At 64.7% G+C, this 22,656-nt stretch carries 22 protein-coding genes and 1 pseudogene; 7 read left to right on the forward strand and 16 right to left on the reverse strand.

Translation table 11 applies throughout. The features are described 5' to 3' along the window. Nucleotides 1–60: 60 nt before the first annotated feature. From GKR99_00985 to GKR99_01000, 4 genes are all read right to left on the reverse strand, one after another. Complete coding sequence (locus GKR99_00985) at nucleotides 61–318, reverse strand: hypothetical protein (protein ID NKB26204.1); 258 nt, start codon at nucleotides 316–318, stop codon at nucleotides 61–63. Between the two features lie 86 nt (nucleotides 319–404). Further along, nucleotides 405–1,304, reverse strand: coding sequence for a methionyl-tRNA formyltransferase (locus tag GKR99_00990; protein NKB26205.1), 900 nt, complete (start codon nucleotides 1,302–1,304; stop codon nucleotides 405–407). Then, a complete protein-coding gene (gene def / locus GKR99_00995; protein NKB26206.1) occupies nucleotides 1,301–1,798 on the reverse strand; it encodes a peptide deformylase in 498 nt (165 codons plus the stop codon). The genes GKR99_00990 and def overlap by 4 nt, the downstream gene beginning before the upstream one ends. After that, nucleotides 1,795–2,316, reverse strand: coding sequence for a peptide deformylase (locus GKR99_01000; protein NKB26207.1), 522 nt, complete (start codon nucleotides 2,314–2,316; stop codon nucleotides 1,795–1,797). The genes def and GKR99_01000 overlap by 4 nt, the downstream gene beginning before the upstream one ends. Nucleotides 2,317–2,415: 99 nt before the next feature. On the opposite strand from GKR99_01000, the gene GKR99_01005 reads away from it, so the two are divergent. Both GKR99_01005 and GKR99_01010 read left to right on the forward strand, forming a co-directional pair. Further along, nucleotides 2,416–3,582 carry a putative C-S lyase gene (locus GKR99_01005; protein ID NKB26208.1) on the forward strand — a complete coding sequence of 389 codons (1,167 nt, stop codon included), beginning with the start codon at nucleotides 2,416–2,418 and terminating at the stop codon, nucleotides 3,580–3,582. After that, a complete protein-coding gene (locus GKR99_01010; protein ID NKB26209.1) occupies nucleotides 3,579–3,944 on the forward strand; it encodes a VOC family protein in 366 nt (121 codons plus the stop codon). Before GKR99_01005 ends, GKR99_01010 begins: the two co-directional genes overlap by 4 nt. Nucleotides 3,945–4,230: 286 nt before the next feature. Here GKR99_01010 and GKR99_01015 read toward each other — a convergent pair whose 3' ends face one another. The 9 genes from GKR99_01015 to GKR99_01055 all read right to left on the reverse strand — a co-directional run bounded on the left by GKR99_01015 (nucleotide 4,231) and on the right by GKR99_01055 (nucleotide 12,787). Beyond that, nucleotides 4,231–5,214, reverse strand: a complete 984-nt coding sequence (locus GKR99_01015) for a rhizopine catabolism protein (protein NKB26210.1) — start codon at nucleotides 5,212–5,214, stop codon at nucleotides 4,231–4,233. Next, the gene (locus tag GKR99_01020) at nucleotides 5,214–5,561 is read right to left on the reverse strand and encodes a hypothetical protein (protein ID NKB26211.1); all 348 of its coding nucleotides are present in this window, start codon (nucleotides 5,559–5,561) and stop codon (nucleotides 5,214–5,216) included. Before GKR99_01020 ends, GKR99_01015 begins: the two co-directional genes overlap by 1 nt. Before the next feature lie 87 nt (nucleotides 5,562–5,648). Beyond that, nucleotides 5,649–6,413: a precorrin-4 C(11)-methyltransferase gene (cobM, locus tag GKR99_01025; GenBank protein NKB26212.1), complete on the reverse strand. Its 765-nt coding sequence runs from the start codon at nucleotides 6,411–6,413 to the stop codon at nucleotides 5,649–5,651. A 284-nt stretch (nucleotides 6,414–6,697) separates the two neighbouring features. Further along, nucleotides 6,698–8,530, reverse strand: a complete 1,833-nt coding sequence (cobJ, locus tag GKR99_01030; protein ID NKB26213.1) for a precorrin-3B C(17)-methyltransferase — start codon at nucleotides 8,528–8,530, stop codon at nucleotides 6,698–6,700. Next, nucleotides 8,521–9,222: a precorrin-2 C(20)-methyltransferase gene (gene cobI / locus GKR99_01035; GenBank protein ID NKB26214.1), complete on the reverse strand. Its 702-nt coding sequence runs from the start codon at nucleotides 9,220–9,222 to the stop codon at nucleotides 8,521–8,523. The genes cobJ and cobI overlap by 10 nt, the downstream gene beginning before the upstream one ends. Next, on the reverse strand, nucleotides 9,219–10,418 hold the full coding sequence (gene cbiE / locus GKR99_01040; GenBank protein NKB26215.1) for a precorrin-6y C5,15-methyltransferase (decarboxylating) subunit CbiE: 1,200 nt from the start codon (nucleotides 10,416–10,418) through the stop codon (nucleotides 9,219–9,221). Before cbiE ends, cobI begins: the two co-directional genes overlap by 4 nt. Further along, the gene (locus GKR99_01045; GenBank protein NKB26216.1) at nucleotides 10,415–10,903 is read right to left on the reverse strand and encodes a hypothetical protein; all 489 of its coding nucleotides are present in this window, start codon (nucleotides 10,901–10,903) and stop codon (nucleotides 10,415–10,417) included. Before GKR99_01045 ends, cbiE begins: the two co-directional genes overlap by 4 nt. Continuing rightward, nucleotides 10,900–11,538: a precorrin-8X methylmutase gene (locus GKR99_01050; protein ID NKB26217.1), complete on the reverse strand. Its 639-nt coding sequence runs from the start codon at nucleotides 11,536–11,538 to the stop codon at nucleotides 10,900–10,902. Before GKR99_01050 ends, GKR99_01045 begins: the two co-directional genes overlap by 4 nt. A gap of 55 nt (nucleotides 11,539–11,593) precedes the next feature. After that, complete coding sequence (locus GKR99_01055; protein NKB26218.1) at nucleotides 11,594–12,787, reverse strand: sirohydrochlorin chelatase; 1,194 nt, start codon at nucleotides 12,785–12,787, stop codon at nucleotides 11,594–11,596. Nucleotides 12,788–13,094: 307 nt separating this feature from the next. Between GKR99_01055 and GKR99_01060 the strand changes: the two genes are divergently transcribed. Next, the gene (locus GKR99_01060; GenBank protein ID NKB26219.1) at nucleotides 13,095–14,069 is read left to right on the forward strand and encodes a glutathione S-transferase family protein; all 975 of its coding nucleotides are present in this window, start codon (nucleotides 13,095–13,097) and stop codon (nucleotides 14,067–14,069) included. A gap of 11 nt (nucleotides 14,070–14,080) precedes the next feature. Here the strand turns inward: GKR99_01060 and GKR99_01065 are convergent. Further along, nucleotides 14,081–14,469: pseudogene (locus GKR99_01065) on the reverse strand (hypothetical protein). Between the two features lie 152 nt (nucleotides 14,470–14,621). Here GKR99_01065 and GKR99_01070 point away from each other — a divergent pair. The 4 genes from GKR99_01070 to GKR99_01085 all read left to right on the forward strand — a co-directional run bounded on the left by GKR99_01070 (nucleotide 14,622) and on the right by GKR99_01085 (nucleotide 18,173). Beyond that, nucleotides 14,622–14,996 (forward strand): DUF1636 domain-containing protein, encoded by a 375-nt coding sequence (locus GKR99_01070; GenBank protein ID NKB26220.1) that lies wholly within the window; start codon nucleotides 14,622–14,624, stop codon nucleotides 14,994–14,996. Continuing rightward, entirely contained in the window at nucleotides 14,989–15,960 is a 972-nt protein-coding gene (locus GKR99_01075; protein NKB26221.1) for an aminotransferase class I/II-fold pyridoxal phosphate-dependent enzyme, read from the forward strand. Before GKR99_01070 ends, GKR99_01075 begins: the two co-directional genes overlap by 8 nt. Then, nucleotides 15,957–16,868 carry a cobalamin biosynthesis protein gene (locus tag GKR99_01080; protein NKB26222.1) on the forward strand — a complete coding sequence of 304 codons (912 nt, stop codon included), beginning with the start codon at nucleotides 15,957–15,959 and terminating at the stop codon, nucleotides 16,866–16,868. The genes GKR99_01075 and GKR99_01080 overlap by 4 nt, the downstream gene beginning before the upstream one ends. A gap of 120 nt (nucleotides 16,869–16,988) precedes the next feature. After that, the gene (locus GKR99_01085) at nucleotides 16,989–18,173 is read left to right on the forward strand and encodes a lytic murein transglycosylase (protein ID NKB26223.1); all 1,185 of its coding nucleotides are present in this window, start codon (nucleotides 16,989–16,991) and stop codon (nucleotides 18,171–18,173) included. A gap of 63 nt (nucleotides 18,174–18,236) precedes the next feature. Here the strand turns inward: GKR99_01085 and GKR99_01090 are convergent, their stop codons facing one another. Then, the gene (locus GKR99_01090) at nucleotides 18,237–18,713 is read right to left on the reverse strand and encodes a YbjN domain-containing protein (GenBank protein ID NKB26224.1); all 477 of its coding nucleotides are present in this window, start codon (nucleotides 18,711–18,713) and stop codon (nucleotides 18,237–18,239) included. A 277-nt stretch (nucleotides 18,714–18,990) separates the two neighbouring features. Continuing rightward, nucleotides 18,991–22,446, reverse strand: coding sequence for a chromosome segregation protein SMC (gene smc / locus GKR99_01095; protein NKB26225.1), 3,456 nt, complete (start codon nucleotides 22,444–22,446; stop codon nucleotides 18,991–18,993). Between the last annotated feature and the right edge of the window lie 210 nt (nucleotides 22,447–22,656).

Raw genomic sequence — 22,656 nt, forward strand, 5'->3', positions numbered from 1 at the left:
CGCGCCATCCCAAAAACCTGATTCGCCACTGGAATGACCTGCGCCCGGTCGCGTCGGTCGCTACCGCCGCGCGCGCCGTTTGCGGGCAATCGCTTCGGACGGGATCAGGATCAACGCCCCCGCCGCCCCGGCAATCGCGTTCAGCCCGTGCGAGCCCAGCGACAGGTTGAACATCACCCGCGCCATGAACAGCAAAACAACGCCGCCAATCGCGATGATGATCGCCTGGATGACGCCATGATGGGTAAAGCCGTTCTTTTCAGACAGGTAGGCGACGATGCCGCCGATCACCAGTGATCCCCAGAATGCGAATAACATCTTGATACCTTCCAACCAGAAACGCGCCAAAAGCCATGCCTCGGCGCGCATACAGTATTTTCTTGCTGCCAAAAGGGGAAGGGGCGTCAGGTCAGGTGGTTCGGCAAAGGTGCCCCGCGCAGAAACTCTTCACTGCGCATCGCCCGTTTTCCGGGGCGCTGCGCTTGCAGGATCCGGACTGCGCCGTCGGCGCAGGCAACCTCGAACCCGCCCAGATGCGCGCCCGGCGCACCAGTGCCGCCGGTCACTTCTGAGCGCAACAGCTTCACCCGCGCGCCGTCCACTTCACACCAGGCGCCGGGAAACGGAGACAGGCCCCGGATCAGGCGATCAACCTCGGCAGCGGGGCGGGTCCAGTCGATGCGCGCTTCGGCCTTGTCGATCTTGGCGGCATAGGTGACGCCGGTGTCGGGTTGCGGTTCGGGGGTCAGTTCAGTGATCCGGGCAAGCGTTTCGACGATCAGTTTGCCGCCCAGTGCGGCCAGCCGGTCATGCAGATCGCCGGTCGTCTCCTCGACGCCAATCGGGGTCGCGGCGCGCAGCAGGACCGGCCCGGTGTCCAGCCCGGCGTCCATCTGCATGATACAGATGCCCGTCTGTGCATCCCCTGCCATCACCGCCCGGTGGATCGGCGCCGCCCCGCGCCAGCGCGGCAGAAGCGAAGCATGGATGTTCAGGCATCCAAGACGTCGCGCGTCCAGAACCGCCTGCGGCAGGATCAGCCCATAGGCGACGACGACGGCCACGTCCGCGTTCAGCGCCGCGAATTCCGCCTGCGCCTCTGCCGTCTTCAGCGATACCGGGTGGCGCACCGGAATGCCCAGCGCCTCGGCACGGCTTTGCACCGGGGACGGACGCGGTTTCTTGCCCCGACCCGCCGGGCGCGGTGGCTGGGAATAGGCGCAGATAACCTCGTTACCCGCCGCGACCAACGCATCCAGTGCGGTGACCGAAAACTCCGGCGTGCCCATGAAGACGACCCTCATGTCGCCACCTTGGCGGCGCGGCGCAGCAGCATGTCACGTTTGGTTTTGCTCAGGCGGTCAAAGAACATTCGCCCGGCCAGATGGTCGATCTGATGCTGCACGCTGGTCGCCCAGAGGCCGACAAAGTCGCGATCTTCCACCACGCCATCGCCATTCAGGAACCGCACTGTCACAGCCCGGGGCCGTTCGATCTTCGCAGATACGCCGGGCAGGTTCGGGCTTGCCTCCTCATGGGTGCGCATCTTGGCCGAGGCGTGCAAGACTTCCGGATTGGCCATCCGCACCGCCTGGCCACGCGCTTCTGAAGCATCGACAACCGCCAGGCGCTGCATCACACCCAGCTGGGTCGCGGCAAGTCCGACGCCCGGCATCGCCTCCATCACCTCAATCATCTCGTCCCAGAGGGTGCGGATGTCATCGGTGATGCCTTCGACCGGGGCGGCAGCGGTGCGCAGCCGCCTGTCGGGCCAGGGCAAACACGTGCGCAGGCTCATGCCCGCGCCATTTCCCGCTTCAGCTTGACCATCTTGCGGGTGATCATCTGACGGCGCAGCGGCTTGATGTGGTCGATGAACAGGACACCGTCCAGATGGTCAATCTCGTGCTGGACACAGGTTGCCCATAGGCCGTCGAAGGCCTCGGCCTGTGCAACGCCGTCCAGATCGGTCCACGAAACCTCAACCTCGGCCGGGCGCTCCACGTCGGCGAAATGTTCCGGGATCGACAGGCAGCCTTCTTCATAAACGTTCATTGCGTCCGAGGTGCGGGTGATCACCGGGTTGATCAGGACCAGCGGGCGCGGCTCGGCCTCTTCATCCTTGACGCAATCCATCACCAGTATCCGCTTGGTGACCCCGACCTGCGGAGCGGCCAGCCCGATACCGGGTGCATCATACATGGTTTCCAGCATATCCTCGGCCAGCGCGCGCAGGTCGTCAGTAACCTCGGGCACCTCCTTGCAGAGCTTTTTCAGGCGCGGGTCGGGGTGCAGGATGATCGGTCGTTTGGTCATAATCGGTGATGTAGGGGATCACCGCCGCCTGCGCAACGATGGCCCTTGCGAACCTGGCCAAGGACGTTAGCGTGCCGCGCGTAGTTTTCAGAGGTGGTTATGAATTTCGACGAGCCAATCGACAGACGCGGAACAGATTGCAACAAATGGGACGACATGGAGCGTGTCTATGGCGTCAGCCCAGATGACGGCATTGCCATGTGGGTCGCCGATTCGGATTTCCGCCCACCAGCCTGCGTCCAGCGAGCGGTACAGAAGATCGCCGATCATGGTGTCTATGGCTATGGCGGTGACAAGGACGCCTATCGCGAAGCTGTCTGCTGGTGGATGGACACCCGCCACGGCTGGCGGCCTGACCCGTCGGCCATTTTCGCGACATACGGTCTGGTCAACGCAGTCGGCCTGTGCCTGCATACCTGGTCGGACCCCGGCGATGCGGTATTGGTCATGGCGCCGGTCTATCACGCCTTTGGCCGCGTCATCCGGGCGGCAAAACGCGAAATGGTGGAACTGCCATTGCGGATGGGCGATCACGTGGAACTGGACATCGAGGCGTGGGACGCAATGATGACCGGGCGCGAAAAAATCCTGATCCTGTGTTCACCGCATAACCCCGCCGGGCGGGTCTGGACCCGGGCTGAGCTGGAGGCGATCGCCGCATTCTGCCGCCGCCACGATGTTCTGCTGATCTCGGACGAAGTGCATGCCGATATGATCTTCCCCGGACATGCCCACACCGCCATGCCGCTGGTTGAGGGGGTCGAGGATCGGCTGGTGATCCTGCACGCTGCATCGAAAGCGTTTAATCTTGCCGGGGCCTATCTGGGCCAGACGATCATTCCGGATCCAACCCTGCAAAAGGATTTTGCCCAGACCATCCAGGCGTTCAGCATTTCAACAAATCTGTTCGCCGTACCGATGACCACGGCGGCATTTTCCCCCGAAGGGGCCGCTTGGATCGACGCGCAGATGGACTACCTCGACAAGAACCGCGCCGAGTGGGAGGCAGGGATCAACGCCCTGCCCGGCGTGCGCGCCGTGCCGCTTCAGGCAACATACCTCAGCTGGGTCGATTTCCGCGGCACCGGGATGAGCCAGGACGAGGTGAACGCCCGCGTCCACAAGACGGCCCGCCTGGCAGTCCATCCCGGCACAGATTTCGGGCTTGGCGGCGAAGGCTTCATGCGGTTCAATATCGGCACCCAGCGGGCGAACATCACCGAAGCCTTGTCACGCCTGCATGACGCATTCGGAGATTTGCAATGACCGAGAAAGTATTGGGGTTCGGCGGAGTGTTCTTCCGCGCCAAAGACCCCGCCAAACTGGCCCAGTGGTATCGCGACACCCTTGGCATCGACCTGACGCCAACGGATGAAACCACCAACCCCTGGGTGGCCGCAGGCGGGCCCACCGTCTTCGCGCCCTTTGCCGCCGACACCCAGTATTTCGGCAACCCCGACCAACAATTCATGGTCAACTTCCGGGTCAGCGACATGGCCGCCATGGTGGCCCAACTGGAAGCCGCCGGTGCCCGCATCGAGGTTCAACCCGACATGCCCCCCATCGGCAAATTCACCCACGCCTGGGACCCCGAGGGGAACAAATTCGAGCTGTGGGAAGAGATGTAGCGGAGGCGGCGGTAGATTTGGTCTAGAGCGGACGTCAACCGAAACACCGCAAGCAGGGCGTGCGCCGGACCGGTGGGCTGGCGCTGCGCCATTGAGTTTGCATGATTTATGGCTCTGGTTTGACCGTCAACTTGCTTGGATGCGCCAAGTTCAGACCAGCGCCTGACCGGCGGGACCGGTCCGGCGCGCGCCCTGCGCCTTACGGCGCGCACCGGGCGCAGGGACATTCTGCCAAATTTCGCTCCAAGACCAAATTCACCGCGCCAACGACATCACTACAAACCCGCTACTCCGCCGCCACCCGCATCATCCGCCCGCCTTGGCGCGGCACCACCCAGACCTCGTTCATCGGCCACTGGCTTTCGTCCTTCTGCGCCAGCTTGCCGATCACCTCGCGCTGAAACTCGATCCAGCCCATGCGGTGCACCTCGCCCGCCTGCGCTTCGATCTTCGCGTTCAACTCCCGCAGCTTCCAGAATGGCACCGCCGGAAACGTGTGATGCGCCGTGTGATAGGGCATCTGCCAGCACAGCCAGCGCATCAGCGCATTTGTCCGGGTCGAGCGGGTATTTTCGAGGATATCCTCTTCATGGCTCAGCCCCAGATGTTCTATCGTATTCTGCAACTGGTGCACCGGCTTGGTCAGCACCATCGGGATGATCCAGAAGCTCAGCACCGCCCAGCTTCCGACAAGCACCGAGACCAGCGCGATCAGCCCGTAACCAGCCAGATGCAGACGGCTTTCCCAGATCACCCGCGCCTCTTCGCCCGGCTTGATGTAGGGTTCGACAATGATCCCGCGCGCCCGCCGGATAAGCCCGACAACCCGATTGCGCCAATAACTCACCCCGAACAGCCACAGCAGATAGGTGGTCAGCGTATAGGGCTCCCGCACCAGCTCCCCGTCCCGCTCCCAATCCTGGGTCCAGCGATGATGCGCGAAATGCATGATCTGGTCGTAATCACGCGGAAACAGCATCACGAAGCCGACCAGCCGCCCGAATAGCTCATTCGCGCGCCGCGTCGCAAAAACGGTCGCATGGCTCAACTCATGCTGCGCGGCGTAAAGGAAGTTAATCAGCACCCCCAAAATGAAGCCCGTCGCCAGCACCCACCAGCTGCCCAGTGCCAGCCAGTGCAGCACTCCGACCAGGAGGATCGCGCCCAAGTGGCTGCCCATCTGCAACGCCCCGCGCAGATCGGACCGCTGCGTCAACGCCCGCATTTCTGTCGGGCTGACCAGCTTGCGGCGCGAAAACTCAGCCTCCATCAGCGCCCCAGCAGTGCGGTCGGTGCATTCACCGCGCGCTCAAAATCCAGCGGCTGGCTGTCCACCGCCTCGGTCGAGCGCTTGAATTCGTATGTCACCTCATCTTCTTCCTCGGAAGACGCCACGATCAGACAGCGCATCAGATGTTTGGCCCCGTAATAAAGGTCGACCAACCCACGCAGATGCGGCGCACCCTCGCGCTCCAGCGAAAACCCGTCATCCCAATAGCGCAGAACCGTGTGGATCTCGTCACCCACCTGCAACCGCAAACGGCTTTTCTTGCGCAGCGCCGCCTTGCGCGCCGCCACCAGCCCGTCGCGTACTTCCTTCGGCAGAAAATCCGACATCTGATCCCCTCATTTCGGTGCGACAGCATGGCGGCTGATATCGATCCGTCAAGCTTTTCCCGCCGCGCCATAAATGACAGGCAGGTCTTAGCGTCGTTTGGGCCGCAGCACATGGGGCATCGCGGGATCATACAGCGCCGAATCGCGAAAATCCGAAACCTCACCCAAAGCAGGCCCCGCAAGGATCAGCGCCGTGCGGGTGATCTTGGCCGCACGCACCTTGTCGCGGATGTCCGACAACGTGCCCCGGATCAGCATTTCGTCCGGCCAGCCGACGCGGTAGGCCACCACCACCGGACAGTCCGCGCCATAATGCGGCGCCAGAACCCGCTCGATCTCCAACAAAGCCCGCACACCCAGATGGATCGCCAAAGTCGCGCCAGTGCGGGCGAAATTCTCCAACGTTTCGCCTTCGGGCATCGAGGATGATTTCATCGACATCCGGGTCAACACGATGGACTGCGCCACTTCCGGGATTGTCAGTTCCTGCCCCAGCGCCGCAGCGGCGGCGGCATAGGCGGGCACACCGGGGACGATCTGATAATCAATGCCATCGGCGCGCAGCCGCCGGATCTGCTCAGCAATCGCCCCATAAAGCGAAGGATCGCCCGAATGCACCCGCGCCACATCCTCGCCCCGACCATGGGCGGCCACAATCTCGGCATGCGTTTCGTCCAAAGTCATGGGGGCCGTGTCCAACACCCGCGCGCCCGTCGGCGCAATCGCCACAACCTCCGCAGGCACCAATGAGCCCGCGTACAAACACACCGGACAGGCCGCGATCAGCCGCTCGGCCTTCTTGGTCAGCAGTTCCGGATCGCCCGGCCCCGCCCCGATGAAATACACCGTCATCGCCGCGCCCCCGCGATTCGCTGTCGGGTCAAGGATCGCCGCAGGCGACCGCCAACGGCGGCCTGTCCTTGACGCGTCAGCGACTCGCACTCACACCCTCGAACTGGCCTGTTTGCGGCAGACCTGCCCGCAAACGGCCTCTCAGCAATTGGGGCCTCTGCCAGCCAAAAATCCGACGACCGCAGAAACGGGGTCGGCCCGCCACAGGGTCCCCTCCCCCGCTCGGGGGAGGGTCAGGGAGGGGGGCACGCGCCTCACATGCGGGCAGCGCCCGCGCCGCAAAATCACCCATCGCCCTGCTCCAGCTTCTTGGCATAGCCGCGCGGCGTGTACATCCGCGCGCCCTCACCCCGTTCCACCAGCCGGGATTGTGACGATCCGACCAGAACCACGGTCAGCATGTCGACCTCATCCACCTGCAACGCGTCGAGACGCCGATAGCGCAGCTCCTCCTCGGGCCGTCCCAGCGAGGACGCCAACAACACCGGAGTCTCCGCCGGGCGCGCCGTCAGCAGAATGTCCCGTGCCTCGGCCAGCAAAGTCCGGCGGGTTTTCGACACCGGATTATAGAAGGCGATCACGAAATCCCCCTCTGCCGCCGCCTTTACCCGGCGCAGGATGTCGGCGCGGGGGGTCAGCAGATCGCTCAGCGAAATCGCGCAGAAATCATGCCCCAGCGGTGCCCCCGCCCGCGCCGCCGCTGCCTGAAGCGCGGACACACCGGGGGCCGAGATCACCTCGACCCGTCGCGCGGCATCGGAAACCCCGCCCGGCCCGTCACCGCGATCCAGCAATTCAAACACCAGCGCGCCCATGGCATATATCCCCGCATCCCCGGAACAGATCAGCGCCACATCCACACCCTCACCGGCGCGTTCCAACGCATGCCGGCACCGCGCCTCCTCTCCACCCAGCGGGAAATCCACCCGAGGTTTCCCGGCAGCCAACGGCCCCAGCAGGTCGATATAAAGCGAATAGCCGACCAACTCTTCCGCCTCAGCCACCAAACGCGAGGCCTCCGGCGTCCGCCAAGCCGCCTGCCCGGGTCCGATGCCCACCAGCGAGACACGGCCCCGCGCCCGGCCCCGCAATTCGCTGATCGGCTGAGGCGCCTTCGCCAACGCTGCCGTGGCCATCGCGGTCTTTACTTTCACACGCAGTAAACCGGCGTCCGGCCCCGCCGCGGCAAGTGCCGCGTTTTCAGCGACACCATGCGTGCCAACCTCGGCATGGACCACCTGAGAGGGGGTCGCGCTGCGCGGCGTCTGCGCCTCAAGCTCTGCCGCATCAAACAGCCGTAGCGGCACGCCCAGATGCGCCGCCAGCGCCCACATCGCAGGCTCATCCGCCTTCAGGTCCAGCGTCGCGATGGCCTTCAGTGCCTTCGGCGACAGCTTCTCTTCCGTCAGTATCCCGTCCACCAGACCAATCATCTCTTGTGGCGAACAATTCCGCGCACATCCAACACCCAACACGGACCGCTTGGGGTGATACACCAGATGCGCCGGACCTGTCTGAGCCAGCAGCGACAGCGGCTCTTGCGTGCAGGTGATGAGAACGTCGTCACCGTCCGGCAACCCGTCCAGCCAGCCCGCATGCGCCGCCTCATCCCCGCAGACCCGTGCACCGCGCCCTGAGAGCAAGCTCGCCATCGCCGCCTTTGCGTCCTCGGGGTTCGCCAAAACCCACCCCGGCGGCGGCGCATCCAGCACGACGCCCAGCGCCACCTCGCCCGCCGTCGTCAACGCCGCAGCGCCATCCGTCGCCGAAGCTACCCGCCCGGCCAGCGCGTTCGCCCCGCGATGCCCGCCCAGCAGCGGCACGACCGAAGCCCCGTCGTCCGACACCGCCAGCACTGGCGGCTCGGCCCATTTGTCCGCCAGCATCGGTGCCAGCGACCGGATCAGGATGCCCGCCGCGCAGACGCCGATGATCGGAACGCCCGCCGCGAACAGGCTACGCAGATGTTCGGGCGCGTCGTCGAACGTGGCATCTGCGCCCTCAACACGCCCCGCCTTGCCATGCACCTGCCCGCCCAGCGCGCCGGTAATTTCCCGCGCCACAGGCAGGCCCGACATCGACAGGCAGACAACAACCGGATCAGAATTCACAGCCACGGATCGGCCCCTTTCACGATCAGAATCATCGAAAAATACGGGGCCGTGCCCGGCGCATCCTTCAACGCCACGATACGCTCATCCGACAGCGTCGCCCGTTCGACGTAGCGCGCGCGCCCGGTCAGGCCCAGCCCATCGACCACGGCGCGGATTTTCGGCAGATGCCGTCCGACCTTGAGGATCGCGACGCTTTCCGCACCCTCGATCCGCGCCCTAAGTTCGCCTTCCGGCAGCGTGCCCGGCAGCACTGTCAGGCGTTCGCTACGCGCCACCAACGGAAGGCCCGCGCGCGCGGCACAGGCCGTGACCGACGTCACCCCCGGCACGACCTGAACCGGAAACCGATCCGCCAGCCGCGCGAACAAATACATGAAACTGCCATAGAAGAACGGATCGCCCTCACACAGGCAGGCCACATTCCGCCCGGCCTGCAACGCCTCGGCAATCCGCGCCGCGCCAATGTCATAGGCCGCCTGCGCCGGGTCCCGCGCGGTGGTCATCGGCACCTCGATGGCGATCTCAACCGTTCCAGGCGCAATCACATCCGCCGCAATGGCCCGCGCAAAACTCTCCGCCCCCGGCAACACCGGATAGGCGACGACGGGGCAGGCCGCGATCAGCCGCGCCGCCTTCAGCGTCATCAGTTCGGGATCGCCCGGCCCGACGCCCACGCCGTACAAAACCCCGCTCATCGCTTCACAAGGCTCCACTGCGTCACCGGCATCAGCGGCCGCCAGCCGGTCAGTCGCCCAACCGTTTCGGCCCGATTCACCTGCAGTTTCACCAGCGCGCCACCGTGGCGTTTGTGCAGATCGATCAGCACCGCCTCGCTCTCCAGCGTCACGGCATTCGCCACCAGCCGTCCCAGCGGTTTCAGCGCTTCCCAGCAACCCGCAAACGTCTCAACCGACAGCCCGCCACCGATGAACACCGCGTCCGGGGCTTCCAGCCCGGCCAATGCGTCCGGCACTTCGCCGTCGATCAGCTCCAGCCGGGGCGTGCCCAGCGCCAGCGCATTTGCCGCCGCCATGGTGCGGCGATCCGCGCGCGGCTCGATCCCCAGCGCCCGCGCGTAGCGGGCCGAACGCATCCATTCGATCGCGACCGAGCCACAGCCAGCCCCGACATCCCACAGCAGCGCTCCGCGCATCGGCATCAGCTTGGCGAGAGTCGCGGCCCGCACCTCGGATTTGGTCATCGTGCCGTCGTGCTGAAACAGATCGTCTGGAAGCCCCGGCACGCGCGGCAGCAACGCGGCATCGGGTGCCGCCACGCAATCAACGGCCAGAGTATTGAACGCCGGAACCGCATGCGACCAGTCCCGCGCCGTCCCGTCAAAGCGCACCTCATCCGCGCCCCCCATCGCCGCCAGAACCGTCATCGGGCTGTCGCCAAAACCCCGTTCGGTCAGGAATGCCGCAATCTGCCCCGGTGTTTCGGATCCCGTGGTCAGGATCAACAGGCGCTGCTGAGGCTGGATGAAAGCAATCATCTGCTCGACCGGGCGGCCATGAACGGTCAGCGTCTCCACATCCGCCATCGACCAGCCCATCCGCGCGGCGGCCAGTTGAAACGCCGACAGCTGCGGATGATAGGTGATCTCACCCGGCGCAATCGCCCGCCCGATCCGCGCCCCGACCGAGAACCACAGCGGATCGCCCGTCGCCAGCACCACGACCCGCTTGCCGCGCAGCCCCAAAAGCGTGTCGATCAGCGCGACGAAGGGCGAGGGCCAGGCAATGCGTTCTGCATTCACCGCGTCTGACAACAAATGATGTCGGTCGCCGCCAATAATAACCTCGGCAGCTTCGACCACAGCGCGGGTCGGCGCGGTCAGCCCCGCCATCCCGTCCTCGCCAATGCCGACGATATGCAGCCAGGGCGTCATATGCCCACCTCATCATTCAACCGCCGGAAAACATCGTGCTGGGGTGCCCAGACATCATAAACGGCCCGCGCATAGTCGGTGACGGCCGCACTATGTTCCCTGACATCGCGCGCCGCATGAACGTCGTCAATCCGCACGTTCACAGAGTCTTGCGGCATCGGCAGCGGGTTGAAAGGATTGCCGGATTTGGCGGCTTTTCGCAGGAACGCAACGATCCGGTCCGCAGGGACCGCGTCTTCGAAATGCAGCATCAACGCGGCAAGATGGATATACAGCGACTGGCGCGCGCGACGATCTTCCCCGACCGAGTGCTGACCGCAATAGGCATCCGTCAGCAGGCGATGCGCCTGCCAGTAATCGCGGTCCGAATACTCGCGCGTCAGAACCTCGCCATAGCGCGCCCAGCATGCCGGACTGGGGCTGATATAGGCATGGGCGGGACCGTCGTGGTCGCCCGGATGGCCGCAGGCAGGGCAGGTTGTCATGCGTCTTCCCCCGGCAGCCCCGCCGCCAGCGCATTTACTGCGGCCGAGGCCATGGCCGACCCGCCACGCCGCCCTTTCAGCGCCACGAAGTCGCAACCGCGCGGGTTGGCGGCCAGTTCTGCCTTGCTTTCCGCTGCGCCGACGAAGCCGACCGGAAAACCGAGGATCACCTCCGGTTTCGGCCAACCCTGATCCAGCCGCTCCAACAGATGAAACAGTGCCGTCGGTGCATTGCCGATGGCCACAACCGCGCCCTCGATCCGATCGCGCCACAGCTCTACCGCCGCGCCCGAGCGTGTGGTGCCAAGCTCTGCCGCCAAGCCGACACCTGCGGCGTTGTTCAGCGTCACGAGAACCTCGTTTTCCGCAGGCAGCGACCGCCGGATCACCCCGGCTGCCACCATTTGGCAGTCACACAGGACCGGTGCGCCCGCCGCCAGCGCTGCCTGCCCGGCCACAAAGGCACCGGGTGAAAAGGCCAGCCTATCCGCAACCTCGATCATCCCGCAGGCGTGGATCACCCGCGTGGCCAGCGCTGCCATACCGGGATCAAACCGATCCAGACGGGCTTCATCGCGCACCGTCGCGAAACTCTGCGCATAGATCGCAGCCGGGTCTTTCAGATAAGGGCGCATCGCTCCCCCGTCTTTTCGCCAGTTTGGGCTCCGCCCGTTTTCGCGGAAAAATCCCTCATCGCCGGATCTTCCGTGCTGATTCCGGGCCATGGGGATGTGCCTCGTGCGGATAATGCGCGTGATGATGGTGGTGATGACCGTCATCACCGTGATGGTGGTGGTGATGGCCCATATGAAGCCGGCATTCTCCGGTGCAGAACGCCTCACACAGGGCGCAATCGGCGACGTTGGACCCCGGCGCGCTGGCCCCCTGCCCCTCCACATGATGGTGGTGGCTTTCCTGCACCGCGCCGACTTCGGCCTCGAACCCCAGCACCTGTACCCGGTATTTGCACAGCACGCAGGTCGACGGCGGCGTGTCCGCGAAGGCGGGATGGGCGCGCTGGTCAGGCGTGATATGGCGATTCTCTCCGTTGTCGAAGGCAAGCACCTGTTCGCGGTAGGCGCAGATGCCGCAGTTGGGTGGCGGGTTGGATCCGATCTGTTCCGTGACCCGCTCGGCAAAGGTAGCGAGCACCTGCGGGTGGTCGTTGAGATACCCGGCCTTGACGAAATCAATCCCCGGATGCGCCGCGGCGACCTGATCGGTGAAGCCGTAAATCCGGTCGATCAGAATGCCGGTGAACAGGAAATAGGGGAAGACGATTACCCGCTTGTATCCCAGCTTGGCCACGTGGGTCAGGCAGGGTTCGACCAACGGAAAGGTGACGCCCGAAAACCCAACCTCACACCAGCCAAAGCCCATGCCTTCCTGCAACATCCGTGCAATCTTGGCGACGTTGCCGTTGGCGTCCGGGTCAGATGCGCCGCGCCCGATGACGACCAGACAGGTTTCGGCCAGGGGCAGGAGGCCATGCTCGGCATTGGCGCGCTCGACCGCCTCCATCACTCGTGCCCCGGCGGCGGCGATCATCCGGGGGTCGACGCCAAGTTCGCGCCCGTAGCGCACCTCGATCCCGTGGCGGGCGGCATAGGTGTTCAGCACCGTCGGAATATCGTTCTTGGCGTGCATCGCGGCAAACAGCATGCCTGGAACCGCCAGAATCCGTTCGCACCCCGCTTCGCGCAGGCGGTCCAGACCATCGCGGATCACCGGGTTGGCGAATTCCAGATAGCCATAGTCGACCAGCCACTCATCCGGCAGCAACGCGGGCAATTTTCTGGCCAGCACCGCAAATTCATCCACCGCCGCCTGACTGCGAGAGCCATGGCCGCAAATCATCACGCCGGTTTTTGGTTCACTGGTCATTGGTCCGTCCGTTCAAACGCCGACAGAACCGGACAACGCCCCCACCGGGGCCGCATGACGAGTGCCCGCCCGGTCCCCGATCTGGGTCGACCCGCCTTGGCACACCGCTCCGGCCCGTTCGGGCCTCGTCAGGCGCCTTCATCGCACGGGCGGGCGGGCGCGACAATCGCGAAAGGCGGCAGCTCCGCGGCCCGAACCGACCTTTGTGCATCCACGCAGGGCATCTGCGCGCGGCGCACTGGTGTGAATGCCGCCCGCCGGTCATAGATGGGGGCGAGACATCACTTCTGAACCGAGGGCGGGCACCATGGGACATCTTCTTGACGGCAATTGGCACGACGGCGGATTCGTCTCTGACAACGACAAAGGTGCATTCAAGCGCGCCGAAGCCAGCTTTCGCAACTGGATCACCGCAGACGGCAGCGCCGGTTCTTCAGGCGAAGGCGACTTCCCGGCCCAGGCGGGGCGCTATCACCTCTATGTCTCTTACGCCTGCCCCTGGGCGCATCGCACGCTGATATTCCGGGCTCTGAAAGGGCTGGAAGACATGATAAGCGTCTCGGTCGTTCACCCCGATATGCTTTCCGACGGCTGGACCTTTTCCGATGATTTCCCCGGCGCCACTGGCGATACCCTTTACGGGCACCAATATGCGCGCGACATCTATATCCACGCCGACCCGGGCGTTTCCACCCGCGTGACGGTGCCAATCCTGTGGGACAAACAGCGCGAAACCATCGTGTCCAACGAAAGTTCCGAGATCATTCGCATGTTCAATTCGGCCTTCGACGGGCTGACCGGCAATACGCTCGATTTCTGGCCCGAAGACCTGCGCGCGGCCATCGAGCCGGTGAACGCCCGCATCTATGACACGCTGAACAACGGCGTCTATAAATCCGGGTTTGCCCAGAAACAGCCCGCCTATGACGAGGCCGTCACCGCCCTGTTTGACACAATGGATTGGCTGGAGGATCGCCTGTCATCGAACCGCTATCTGATGGGCGATCGCGTGACCGAGGCGGATTGGCGCCTGTTCCCGACGCTGGTGCGCTTTGATGCGGTCTATCACGGCCATTTCAAATGCAATCGTCGGCGGCTGATCGATTATCCGAACCTCTGGGGCTATGCGCGCGAGTTGTACCAGTGGCCGGGCGTCGCCCCGACGACCCATTTCGACCACTTCATCCGCCACTATCACTACAGCCATGAGACGGTGAACCCGCACCGGATCGTTCCCATCGGGCCGGATATCAACTGGACCGAACCACATGGGCGCGGCTGACGCAGGCGCGATTAGCTTTGGGTATCGGACCCGTAATGATCGACCATCGCGACCAAATCACCGGGGTCTGCCGTGGCAGATACCTGCGCACATACATTCGGCAGCAGCGCAAAGATTGACCCGTCCGAAAAGAAACTATCGCCGGTGACCGAGATGATCTTGGCATCAGGACAACGGTAACCGGCGTAATCCGCCACCGCGATGGCGCTGCCTTCAACCAGTTCCATGTTCAGGACCACGATGTCTGCCGGGGCCGCATCCAGCGCCGCAACGGCCTGTTCCTGCGACGCCGCATGCCGCACAACGGCGCCGCATGCCGCACAACGGCGCCGGAACACTCAAGATGCCGGCCCCAAAGCGCGCCGAGATCTGCCATGCTGGTAACGATCAATACGTCCATATTGCCCTGATTTCGGGATCCGAAGTCGTGCCGGAAAGGTTGCCCAAGGGTTAACGCAGCGTTTACGCTGCGAACAGTACCAAACCGGTTGGGTGACGTTGCGTTCCGCGCGATTTTCCGCTTCATGGGCCCACAATTTAATGGATGGCCCGATGACAACCTGGATAACGGTCTGCGACACCTGCAAACGCGATGGCTGGGAAGACGGCGACATGTCGCTGACGGACGGAGAGCGCCTGGCCGACCTTGTCGAGGGCGTCGCCAAGGATGCGCCACAGGTCCGCACCCGCCGCGTCAGCTGCATGCTGGGCTGTGAAAGGTCTTGCAACATCGCCGTGCAGGCGCCCGGCAAGCTCAGCTTTATGCTTGGTCGGTTCGAACCGGACCAGATGTCTGCGCAAGCCATCGTAGAATGGGCGGTCCTGCATGACACGAGTGAGACCGGCCAAGTCCCCTACCGGACCTGGCCCGAGGGCGTGAAGGGCCATTTCGTCGCGCGCCTGCCGCCCCTGCTCGACGATGGCTGAACCGGGGTCAGCCCGGCGCGAACACGGCGGCGGCATCGACGCGATGATCGCGCAGTATGGCGGGACGCGCGCCAACTGGCTGGATCTGTCGACCGGCATCAACCCGGTGCCCTATCCATTGCCCGATCTGCCCGCCGACGCCTGGACCGCCCTGCCCGACCGCCACGCCTTCGCGGGATTTGAGACCGCCGCCCGCCGCTTCTGGTCAGTTCCCGACCACGCCGCAGTGCTGGCCGCGCCGGGTGCTTCGGCGCTGATCGCGCGCATACCGGCGTTGTTGCCTAAGGGCAGCGTTCTGATCCGCAGCGACACCTATAACGAACACGCCGCCGCCTTTGCCGGAACCGGCTGGGACGTTGTCCAATCCGGCAGGGCCGAGGCCCGCGTCGTCGTCCACCCCAACAATCCGACGGGTGAGCGATGGGACGGCGCGGATGAAGACTGGGGCCAGCGCCCGTTGGTCGTGATCGACGAAAGCTTCTGCGACGAAGCGCTGGGCGAAAGCCTGATCCATCGCGCCGGACCGGGCGTCATCGTCCTGAAAAGTATTGGCAAATTCTGGGGTCTTGCCGGGCTGCGCCTTGGGGCAGCCGTGGGCGACCCCGCGCTGCTGGCCCGGTTGGCCGACTGGCTGGGCCCCTGGCAAACCTCTGGCCCTGCGTTGGCCATCGGCACGGCGGCGCTGAGCGATAGGGATTGGGCCAAAGCGACCCGGCGCAAGCTGGCGGAGGAGGCTGCAACGCTCGACACCGCGATCCTTGCCAAAGGGGCCAGATCCCTCGGGGGAACCTCGCTGTTTCGTCTTTATGAGGTTCCCGACGCGGCAGATTGGCAGTCGGAACTGGCGAAATCCAAAGTGCTGATCCGCTGTTTTGCCTATGCGCCGACCTGGCTGCGCATCGGCTTGCCGCACCCTAATCGACGCGACCAATTGCACCGCGCCCTGGCCACGCTGACCCCATGACCTTCGCCTTCCCGCTTGTCATCGCACTGCTGCTGGACGCCGCATTGGGCGAACCGAAATGGCTGTGGCACCGCTTGCCCCACCCCGCCGTTCTGATGGGCCGTCTGGTGGACGGGCTGGACCAGCGGCTTAACCGAGGGGCGCAAAGACGCCTCGCCGGGGTTTTTGCGCTGATCGTGCTGGTCGCCGTTGCGCTGTTGGTCGGGATCTTCATCGCCGCCCTGCCCTTCGGCCCCGTAATCGAGATTATCGTTGCTGCCATGATCCTGGCCCAGCGCAGCCTGGCCGACCATGTCGCCGCCGTCGCCGATGCGCTGCGCCTGTCGCTGGTCGATGGACGCCGCGCGGTGGCGAAGATCGTCGGGCGCGACACCTCCGACATGGACGCCCCCGCCGTGGCACGCGGTGCCATCGAAAGCGCCGCCGAAAACCTGTCAGATGGCGTAATCGCCCCCGCGTTCTGGTTCCTGATCGGCGGGCTGCCCGCGATGCTGGCCTATAAGATCGTCAACACCGCCGACAGCATGATCGGCTATCGCACGCCCCGGCATCAGGCGTTCGGCTGGGCCACTGCCCGTTTCGATGACTTGCTGAACTGGATCCCGGCCCGCCTGACCGCCGCGCTGATCGCGCTGGCCCACGCCCGGCCCGATGCCGCCCGGATCATCCGGCGCGATGCGGCGCTGCACCGGTCGCCCAATGCGGGCTGGCCCGAGGCGGCGATGGCGGTGGTCCTGAACATCGCGCTCTCCGGGCCGCGCACCTACGAAGGTGAGGCACGCGATTTCCCCTTCGTCTACCCCGAGGGCCGCCCGCCGCTGGCCCCAGACATCGACGCCGCCGTTCGCGCCCTTTGGCGCAGTTGGACGCTGCTGATCCTGATCATCGCGGTTCTGGCCCTGATCTGAGCGGCAGAAACCTGCCATACGTTTTGCCGACGCTTTGCAGACGCAATGCCGACATTGCCTGACGGCCATTCCCTGTTAGGGTCGCGGGCAGTAGGTATTGTCAGAACTGGAACATATATCATGCGGCTTTCGCGCACATTCGCCCTCCCCCTCGCTTTCGTTTCGGCCACCGCCGCGGCGGCCCAGACCGCCCCCTGCGGCGGCGATTTCAACACCTTCAAATCCGAAATGGAGGCCGAGGCGGTGCTGAACGGCGCCGACGCCGGGGCCGCCGCGCAGTTCTTTGCCGGCGTCCGCCAGGACCCGCGCACCATCAAGGCCGACCGCCGACAAGGCGTGTTCCAACTGCCCTTCGTCGACTTCTCGCGCCGGTTAATCAGCGCGGGACGGATCAACAACGGCAAGTCGAACGGGCAGAAATGGGACAGCGTTTTCAGCAACATAGAGGCAACCTACGGCATCGACCGGGGCGTGCTTCTGGCCTTTTGGGCGTTCGAGACGGACTATGGCGCGATCCAGGGAGATTTCAACACGGTGAACTCTCTGGTGACGCTGGCGCATGACTGCCGCCGCCCGGAATTGTTCCGCCCGCAGGTCTTCTCGGCGCTTGAGCTGTTCGAACGCGGTGACCTTGATCCGGCGACCACGACCGGGGCCTGGGCGGGCGAGATTGGCATGGTCCAGATGCTGCCCGGCGACATCCTGGAAAACGGCATCGACGCCGACGGCGATGGGCTGGTCAGCCTGAAAACCTCGGCCCCTGACGCGCTGACTTCGGGCGCTGCCATGCTGTCCGACCTCGGCTGGCGACCGGATGAGCCCTGGATTCAGGAGGTGGTGGTCCCCTCGGATCTGGACTGGTCACTGACCGGGTTGGAAACCACCAAAACACCCGACGAATGGGCCGCGATGGGCGTGCGCGCGCGGGCCGGGGGTTTCGCGGCTGGTGGCCTGCCAACCTCGATCATCCTGCCACAGGGGCGCAATGGTCCTGCCTTCATCGCTTATCCCAACTTCAACGTTTATTTTGAGTGGAATCAAAGCTTTGTCTATGTCCTGACCGCCGCGTATTTCGCCACCCGGCTAGAGGGCGCGCAGGTCTATGACGCGGGCAACCCGACGCCGCCGCTGTCGGGGGATGAGATGAAGGCCCTGCAACAACGCCTGACCGATCTGGGGTATGACGTCGGTGATGTCGATGGCATCCTGGGCGCCGGAACCTGCGGCGCGGTGCAAAAGGTGCAGCAGGAACTGGGCCTGCCCGCCGATGCCTGGCCGACGCGAGAATTGCTGCAAAGGTTGTGACGAAAGCGGCGCGCCGGGGTCGCCCCCGCGCGCGCCGTTCATCAATCAGAAAGATGTACCGGATTACCAGTCGATGAATTCTTCGAACCGCTGCAAACCGCGCGTCCAATTGTCCACGACCCCGTCAAAGTCTTCGTGGCTCAAACCGTTCGCGCCAAGATAGACGTCAAATTCGATGCGACTGGATTGTTCCTCGGTCAGATAGGCGCGAATATACCGGAATTCGGTATTCCATTCGTTGATCTTCTCGACCGGGACCGAACCTTCGGTGCGATAGCCCGAGAAGAACTGAATGGACAGGCAGTCGGTATTGTTGTCGCAGCCATAGAAGTAAATGGAAAAGCTGTTTCCGAAATACTTCACCTCGATCAGCGGATCGCCCTGACCATCACTGTCTAAAGTCACCGGAAAGCCTTCGGATTCAAAAAATGCGATGACACTGCCAGGGTCACTTGCCACCACATTGGATTGCGCCATGGCCGGATAGGCCAGAAAGGCGCCTGCCGCTGAGCACAGAAGTGCGGTCCGAAATGCTGTCATACCTTGTTTCCTTTTCGCGATATCTGCGGTCAAACTAACGGCAGGGCTGACGCGGTGGCAACCCGGTGTCCGTGACAATTACCGACAGAAATCAATGAATTCAGCCAAACGGGCAGATTAGGGTCAGGACCCATTAATCCGGCATCGCTGGCGTCAAATCCGCGAAATATCAGTGGTTTGGGACGCGCAGGCAAGTATGGTTCACTTTTCAAGCGGCCCGAACCGCTGAGATGAAGCGGATTTGACGCCAGCGATGCCGGATTAATGGGTCCTGACCCTAGGCGACCATCTTTTCCGCCGCGCTCAGGTCCACGCTGACAAGCTGGCTGACGCCCTGTTCGCCCATGGTGACGCCGAACAGACGGCCCATCCGGGCCATCGTCACCGCGTGGTGGGTGATGATCATGAAGCGGGTGTTGGTCTGGCGCGTCATCTCGTCCAGCAAGTCACAGAACCGGGTGACGTTGGCGTCGTCCAGCGGTGCGTCAACCTCGTCCAGCACGCAGATCGGGGCCGGGTTGGCCTGGAACACAGCAAAGATCAGCGCCAGCGCGGTCAGCGTCTGTTCGCCCCCCGACAGAAGCGACAGCGTGCTGAGTTTCTTGCCCGGCGGCTGACAGAGAATCTCCAGCCCCGCCTCTAACGGGTCATCACTTTCAACCAGTTGCAGACGCGCCTCTCCACCGCCGAACAGATGGGTGAACAGGGTGCCGAAGTTGGCGTTCACCTGTTCGAACGCGGTCAGCAGCTGTTCGCGACCTTCGCGGTTCAAGCTGTTGATTCCGGTACGCAATTTGGCAATCGCGGCGTCCAGATCGGCCTTTTCGTTGACCAGGGTTGTGTGTTCTTCCTCAACCTCGCGGGCGTCTTCTTCGGCGCGCAGGTTGACCGCGCCCAGCGCCTCTCGCTGGCGTTTCAGGCGGGCGACTTCGGCCTCGACCGTTTCGGCAGGGGGCATCTTGTCGGGATCGGTTTCGAGGCTTTCGAGCAGCGCCGCCGGCGTCACATCCTGCGCTTCGGTGATCCGCTCTTCGGCCAGCGCGACACCTTCCACGGCAGCCTCGGCGCGGGCTTCGGCGCGGGCACGAGCTTCGCGTGCCTCACCAGCGGCGCGTTCCGATTCACGTGCGGATTGGTCCGCCTGACGCAGCGCCGTTTCGCCCGTTGCCAGCGCATCCGCCGCCGCACGCCGCCGCGCCTCGGCCGTTTCGATGGACCCGGCCAGCGTGTCGCGCTCCGCCGCGATCAGCGCGGGCGCGCCCTCGGCTTCGGCCAGTTCCGCCCGGCTTGTCTCGCGCCGCCCTTCCAGTTCTGCCATTCGCTTGGAGGCTGTTTCCAGCCGTTTGCGCCAACTGGCCAGTTCTTCGACAATCTCCTGACCTCGCCGGGCCCGCGCTTCGCCGTCGCGGCGCAATTCGTCGAGTGCGGACCGCCGCGCCATCATCGTCATCCGGGCCGCTTCGACGGTCAGCTTGACATCTTCGACCTCGGCCCGCGCGGCGTCCAGATCGGGCAGGTCCTTCAGGCCAGCCTCAGCCTCTGCCAGACTTGCCCGCGCAGCCATCGCCGCCTCAGTATGGCGCGCCACGGCCAGCGATTGGCTTTCCAGTTTGCCCGCGGCAATGTTGCGATCCGCCTCGGCCCGTGACAGCGCGCGGCTGGCCTCGGTCGCGGCGCGGTCGGCATCGCGGCGGGCGGCGCGGGCCTGATTGTCGGCCTCGGTCAGGCGGGCGAGTTCGGCGCGCAGATGCTCATGGGCGCGTTGGGTGCCGTCGGCCCGGGCCGTCGCGCCTTCCAGGTCCTGTTTCAACTCCTGCAGGCGATTGAGTTGCTGCAATCGCAGCGCCGCCGCCGAGGGCGCATCCGCCGCCCCGGCCCGAAACCCGTCCCAGCGCCACAAGTCGCCCTCAACGCTGACCAGCCGTTGACCGGGCAGCAGGTCGCCCTGCAGCCGCGCGCCGTCAGCTGCATCGACCAGCCCGATTTGTGCAATCCGGCGGCCCAGAACCGCAGGCACGGTGACGTGGTTCGACAGCGCGGAAACGCCGCCGGGCAACGATTGAGGCTGCGCGTATCCATCCAGTTCCGCCCAGCCCGAAGGCGCATCCGGCCCAACCGCTGGTGCGCGCAAATCGTCCGCCAAAGCCGCGCCCAACGCCTTTTCGTACTCCGGCGAAACCGACAGCAAATCAAGGATTTGCCCGCCTTCCGCTGTGTCGCGTTCCACAAGACGGCGCAGCGCCGCAACCTCGGCCGTCAACGCACCGGTTTCGCCTTCGGCTTCGGATCGGGCGGCGCGGGCGTCCGCTTCACGCGATTGAACTTCGGCGCGGGCTTCGTCGGCCTCGGCCAGCGCCGTTTCGGCGGCTTCTGCCGCAGCGCGGGCGGCGGTATCGGCCTGTTCGGCTTCAGCAAATGCAGCTTCAAATCGCGCCACATCCGCCTCTGCGCTGGCGACTGTTTCGCGGGCTTGCGTGGCCTCACCCTCAGCCCGCGTCAGGGTTTTCTGCGCGTCTTCCAACAGGCGATGCACAGACTGGTGGCGCGCCGACAGGCGGGCGACGTCCTCGTTGAGCTCGCTCAGCGCGCCTTCGCGGGTCTGCAAAACAGCGGCCCCTTCGGCGGCGGCTGCCTCGGCCTCCTCCACCGTGTCGCCGAAGCCTTTGGACTTGGCGGCCAGGTCGGCCTGTTCCTGTTCCAGCCGGGCAATGGTGTCGACCGCATCGCCGTTCAGACCGGTTTCCCGTTCGATATCCCGGCTGAGTTGTTCGATCCGCGCGCCCAGCATCTCGATGGCCTTCACGGCACGGGCTTCGCGGTCGTTCAGCGTGTCCCGTTCGACCTGCAAGCGTTGCAGGATCGACCCGGCGATGGCCTCTTCCTCACGCAATGGCGGCAAAGCCTCATCCGCCTTTTCGCGCGCCTCAGCAGCGGAGCGCGCCGCACGTTCGGCGGCCGAGGCTGCAGTGGTGCGTTCCGTCAGCGCCTCCTGCGCGGCCAGCCGGGCGGCATCGGCCTCGGCCCAGCGACGATAGAGCAGTACGCCTTCCGACTGACGCAGCTTGCCGCCGATTTCCCGGTACCGCGCGGCCTGCCGGGCCTGCCGGGCCAGTTGCGCCAGCTGGGTCGCCAGCGCTTCGATCACGTCTTCCACGCGGGCCAGATTGGTTTCCGCGCCTTTCAGCTTCAACTCCGCCTCATGACGCCGTTGATAAAGGCCGCTGATCCCGGCGGCTTCTTCCAGAATGCGCCGCCGCGCCTTGGGCTTGGCGTTGATCAACTCGCTGATCTGTCCCTGCCGCACCAGCGCCGGCGAATGCGCACCGGTCGAGGCATCGGCGAACAGCATCTGCACATCGCGCGCCCGCATGTCCTTGGAATTGGCCTTATACGCACTGCCCGCATCGCGGGTGATCCGCCGCACCACTTCCAGCGTGTCGGTGTCGTTGAAGCCCGCCGGGGCAAGCCGTTCGGAATTGTCGATGGACAGCGCGACTTCGGCAAAGTTGCGCGCGGGCCGTGTCGAGGCACCGGCGAAGATCACATCTTCCATGCCGCCGCCACGCATGGCCGAGGGGCGGTTTTCGCCCATGACCCAGCGCAATGCCTCCAGCAAGTTCGACTTGCCGCAGCCGTTCGGGCCGACAACGCCAGTCAGCCCGTCCGCGATCACCAGATCGGTCGGGTCCACGAAGCTTTTGAAGCCGTTTAGTTTCAGCCGTGAAAAGCGCACTGTTGGGCGTGCCTTTATGATTCCTGCTCGAGTGCCAAAATCCCGCATCCAGTGGGGCGGAGTCAACAGCGCAACCCCGCATATGGGGCGATCGGCGGAGTTATCCCCAAGATATTGCAGATCGCCAGCGCTCCGCCACGGGCGCGTCACGCCGTTTCACTGCGCTGCGATGTCGGTTTCCCGCTTGACCCTGCCTTGCCCGTGGGCGCA

The organism is Paracoccaceae bacterium (assembly GCA_012103375.1).
GTDB lineage: Bacteria > Pseudomonadota > Alphaproteobacteria > Rhodobacterales > Rhodobacteraceae > WLWX01.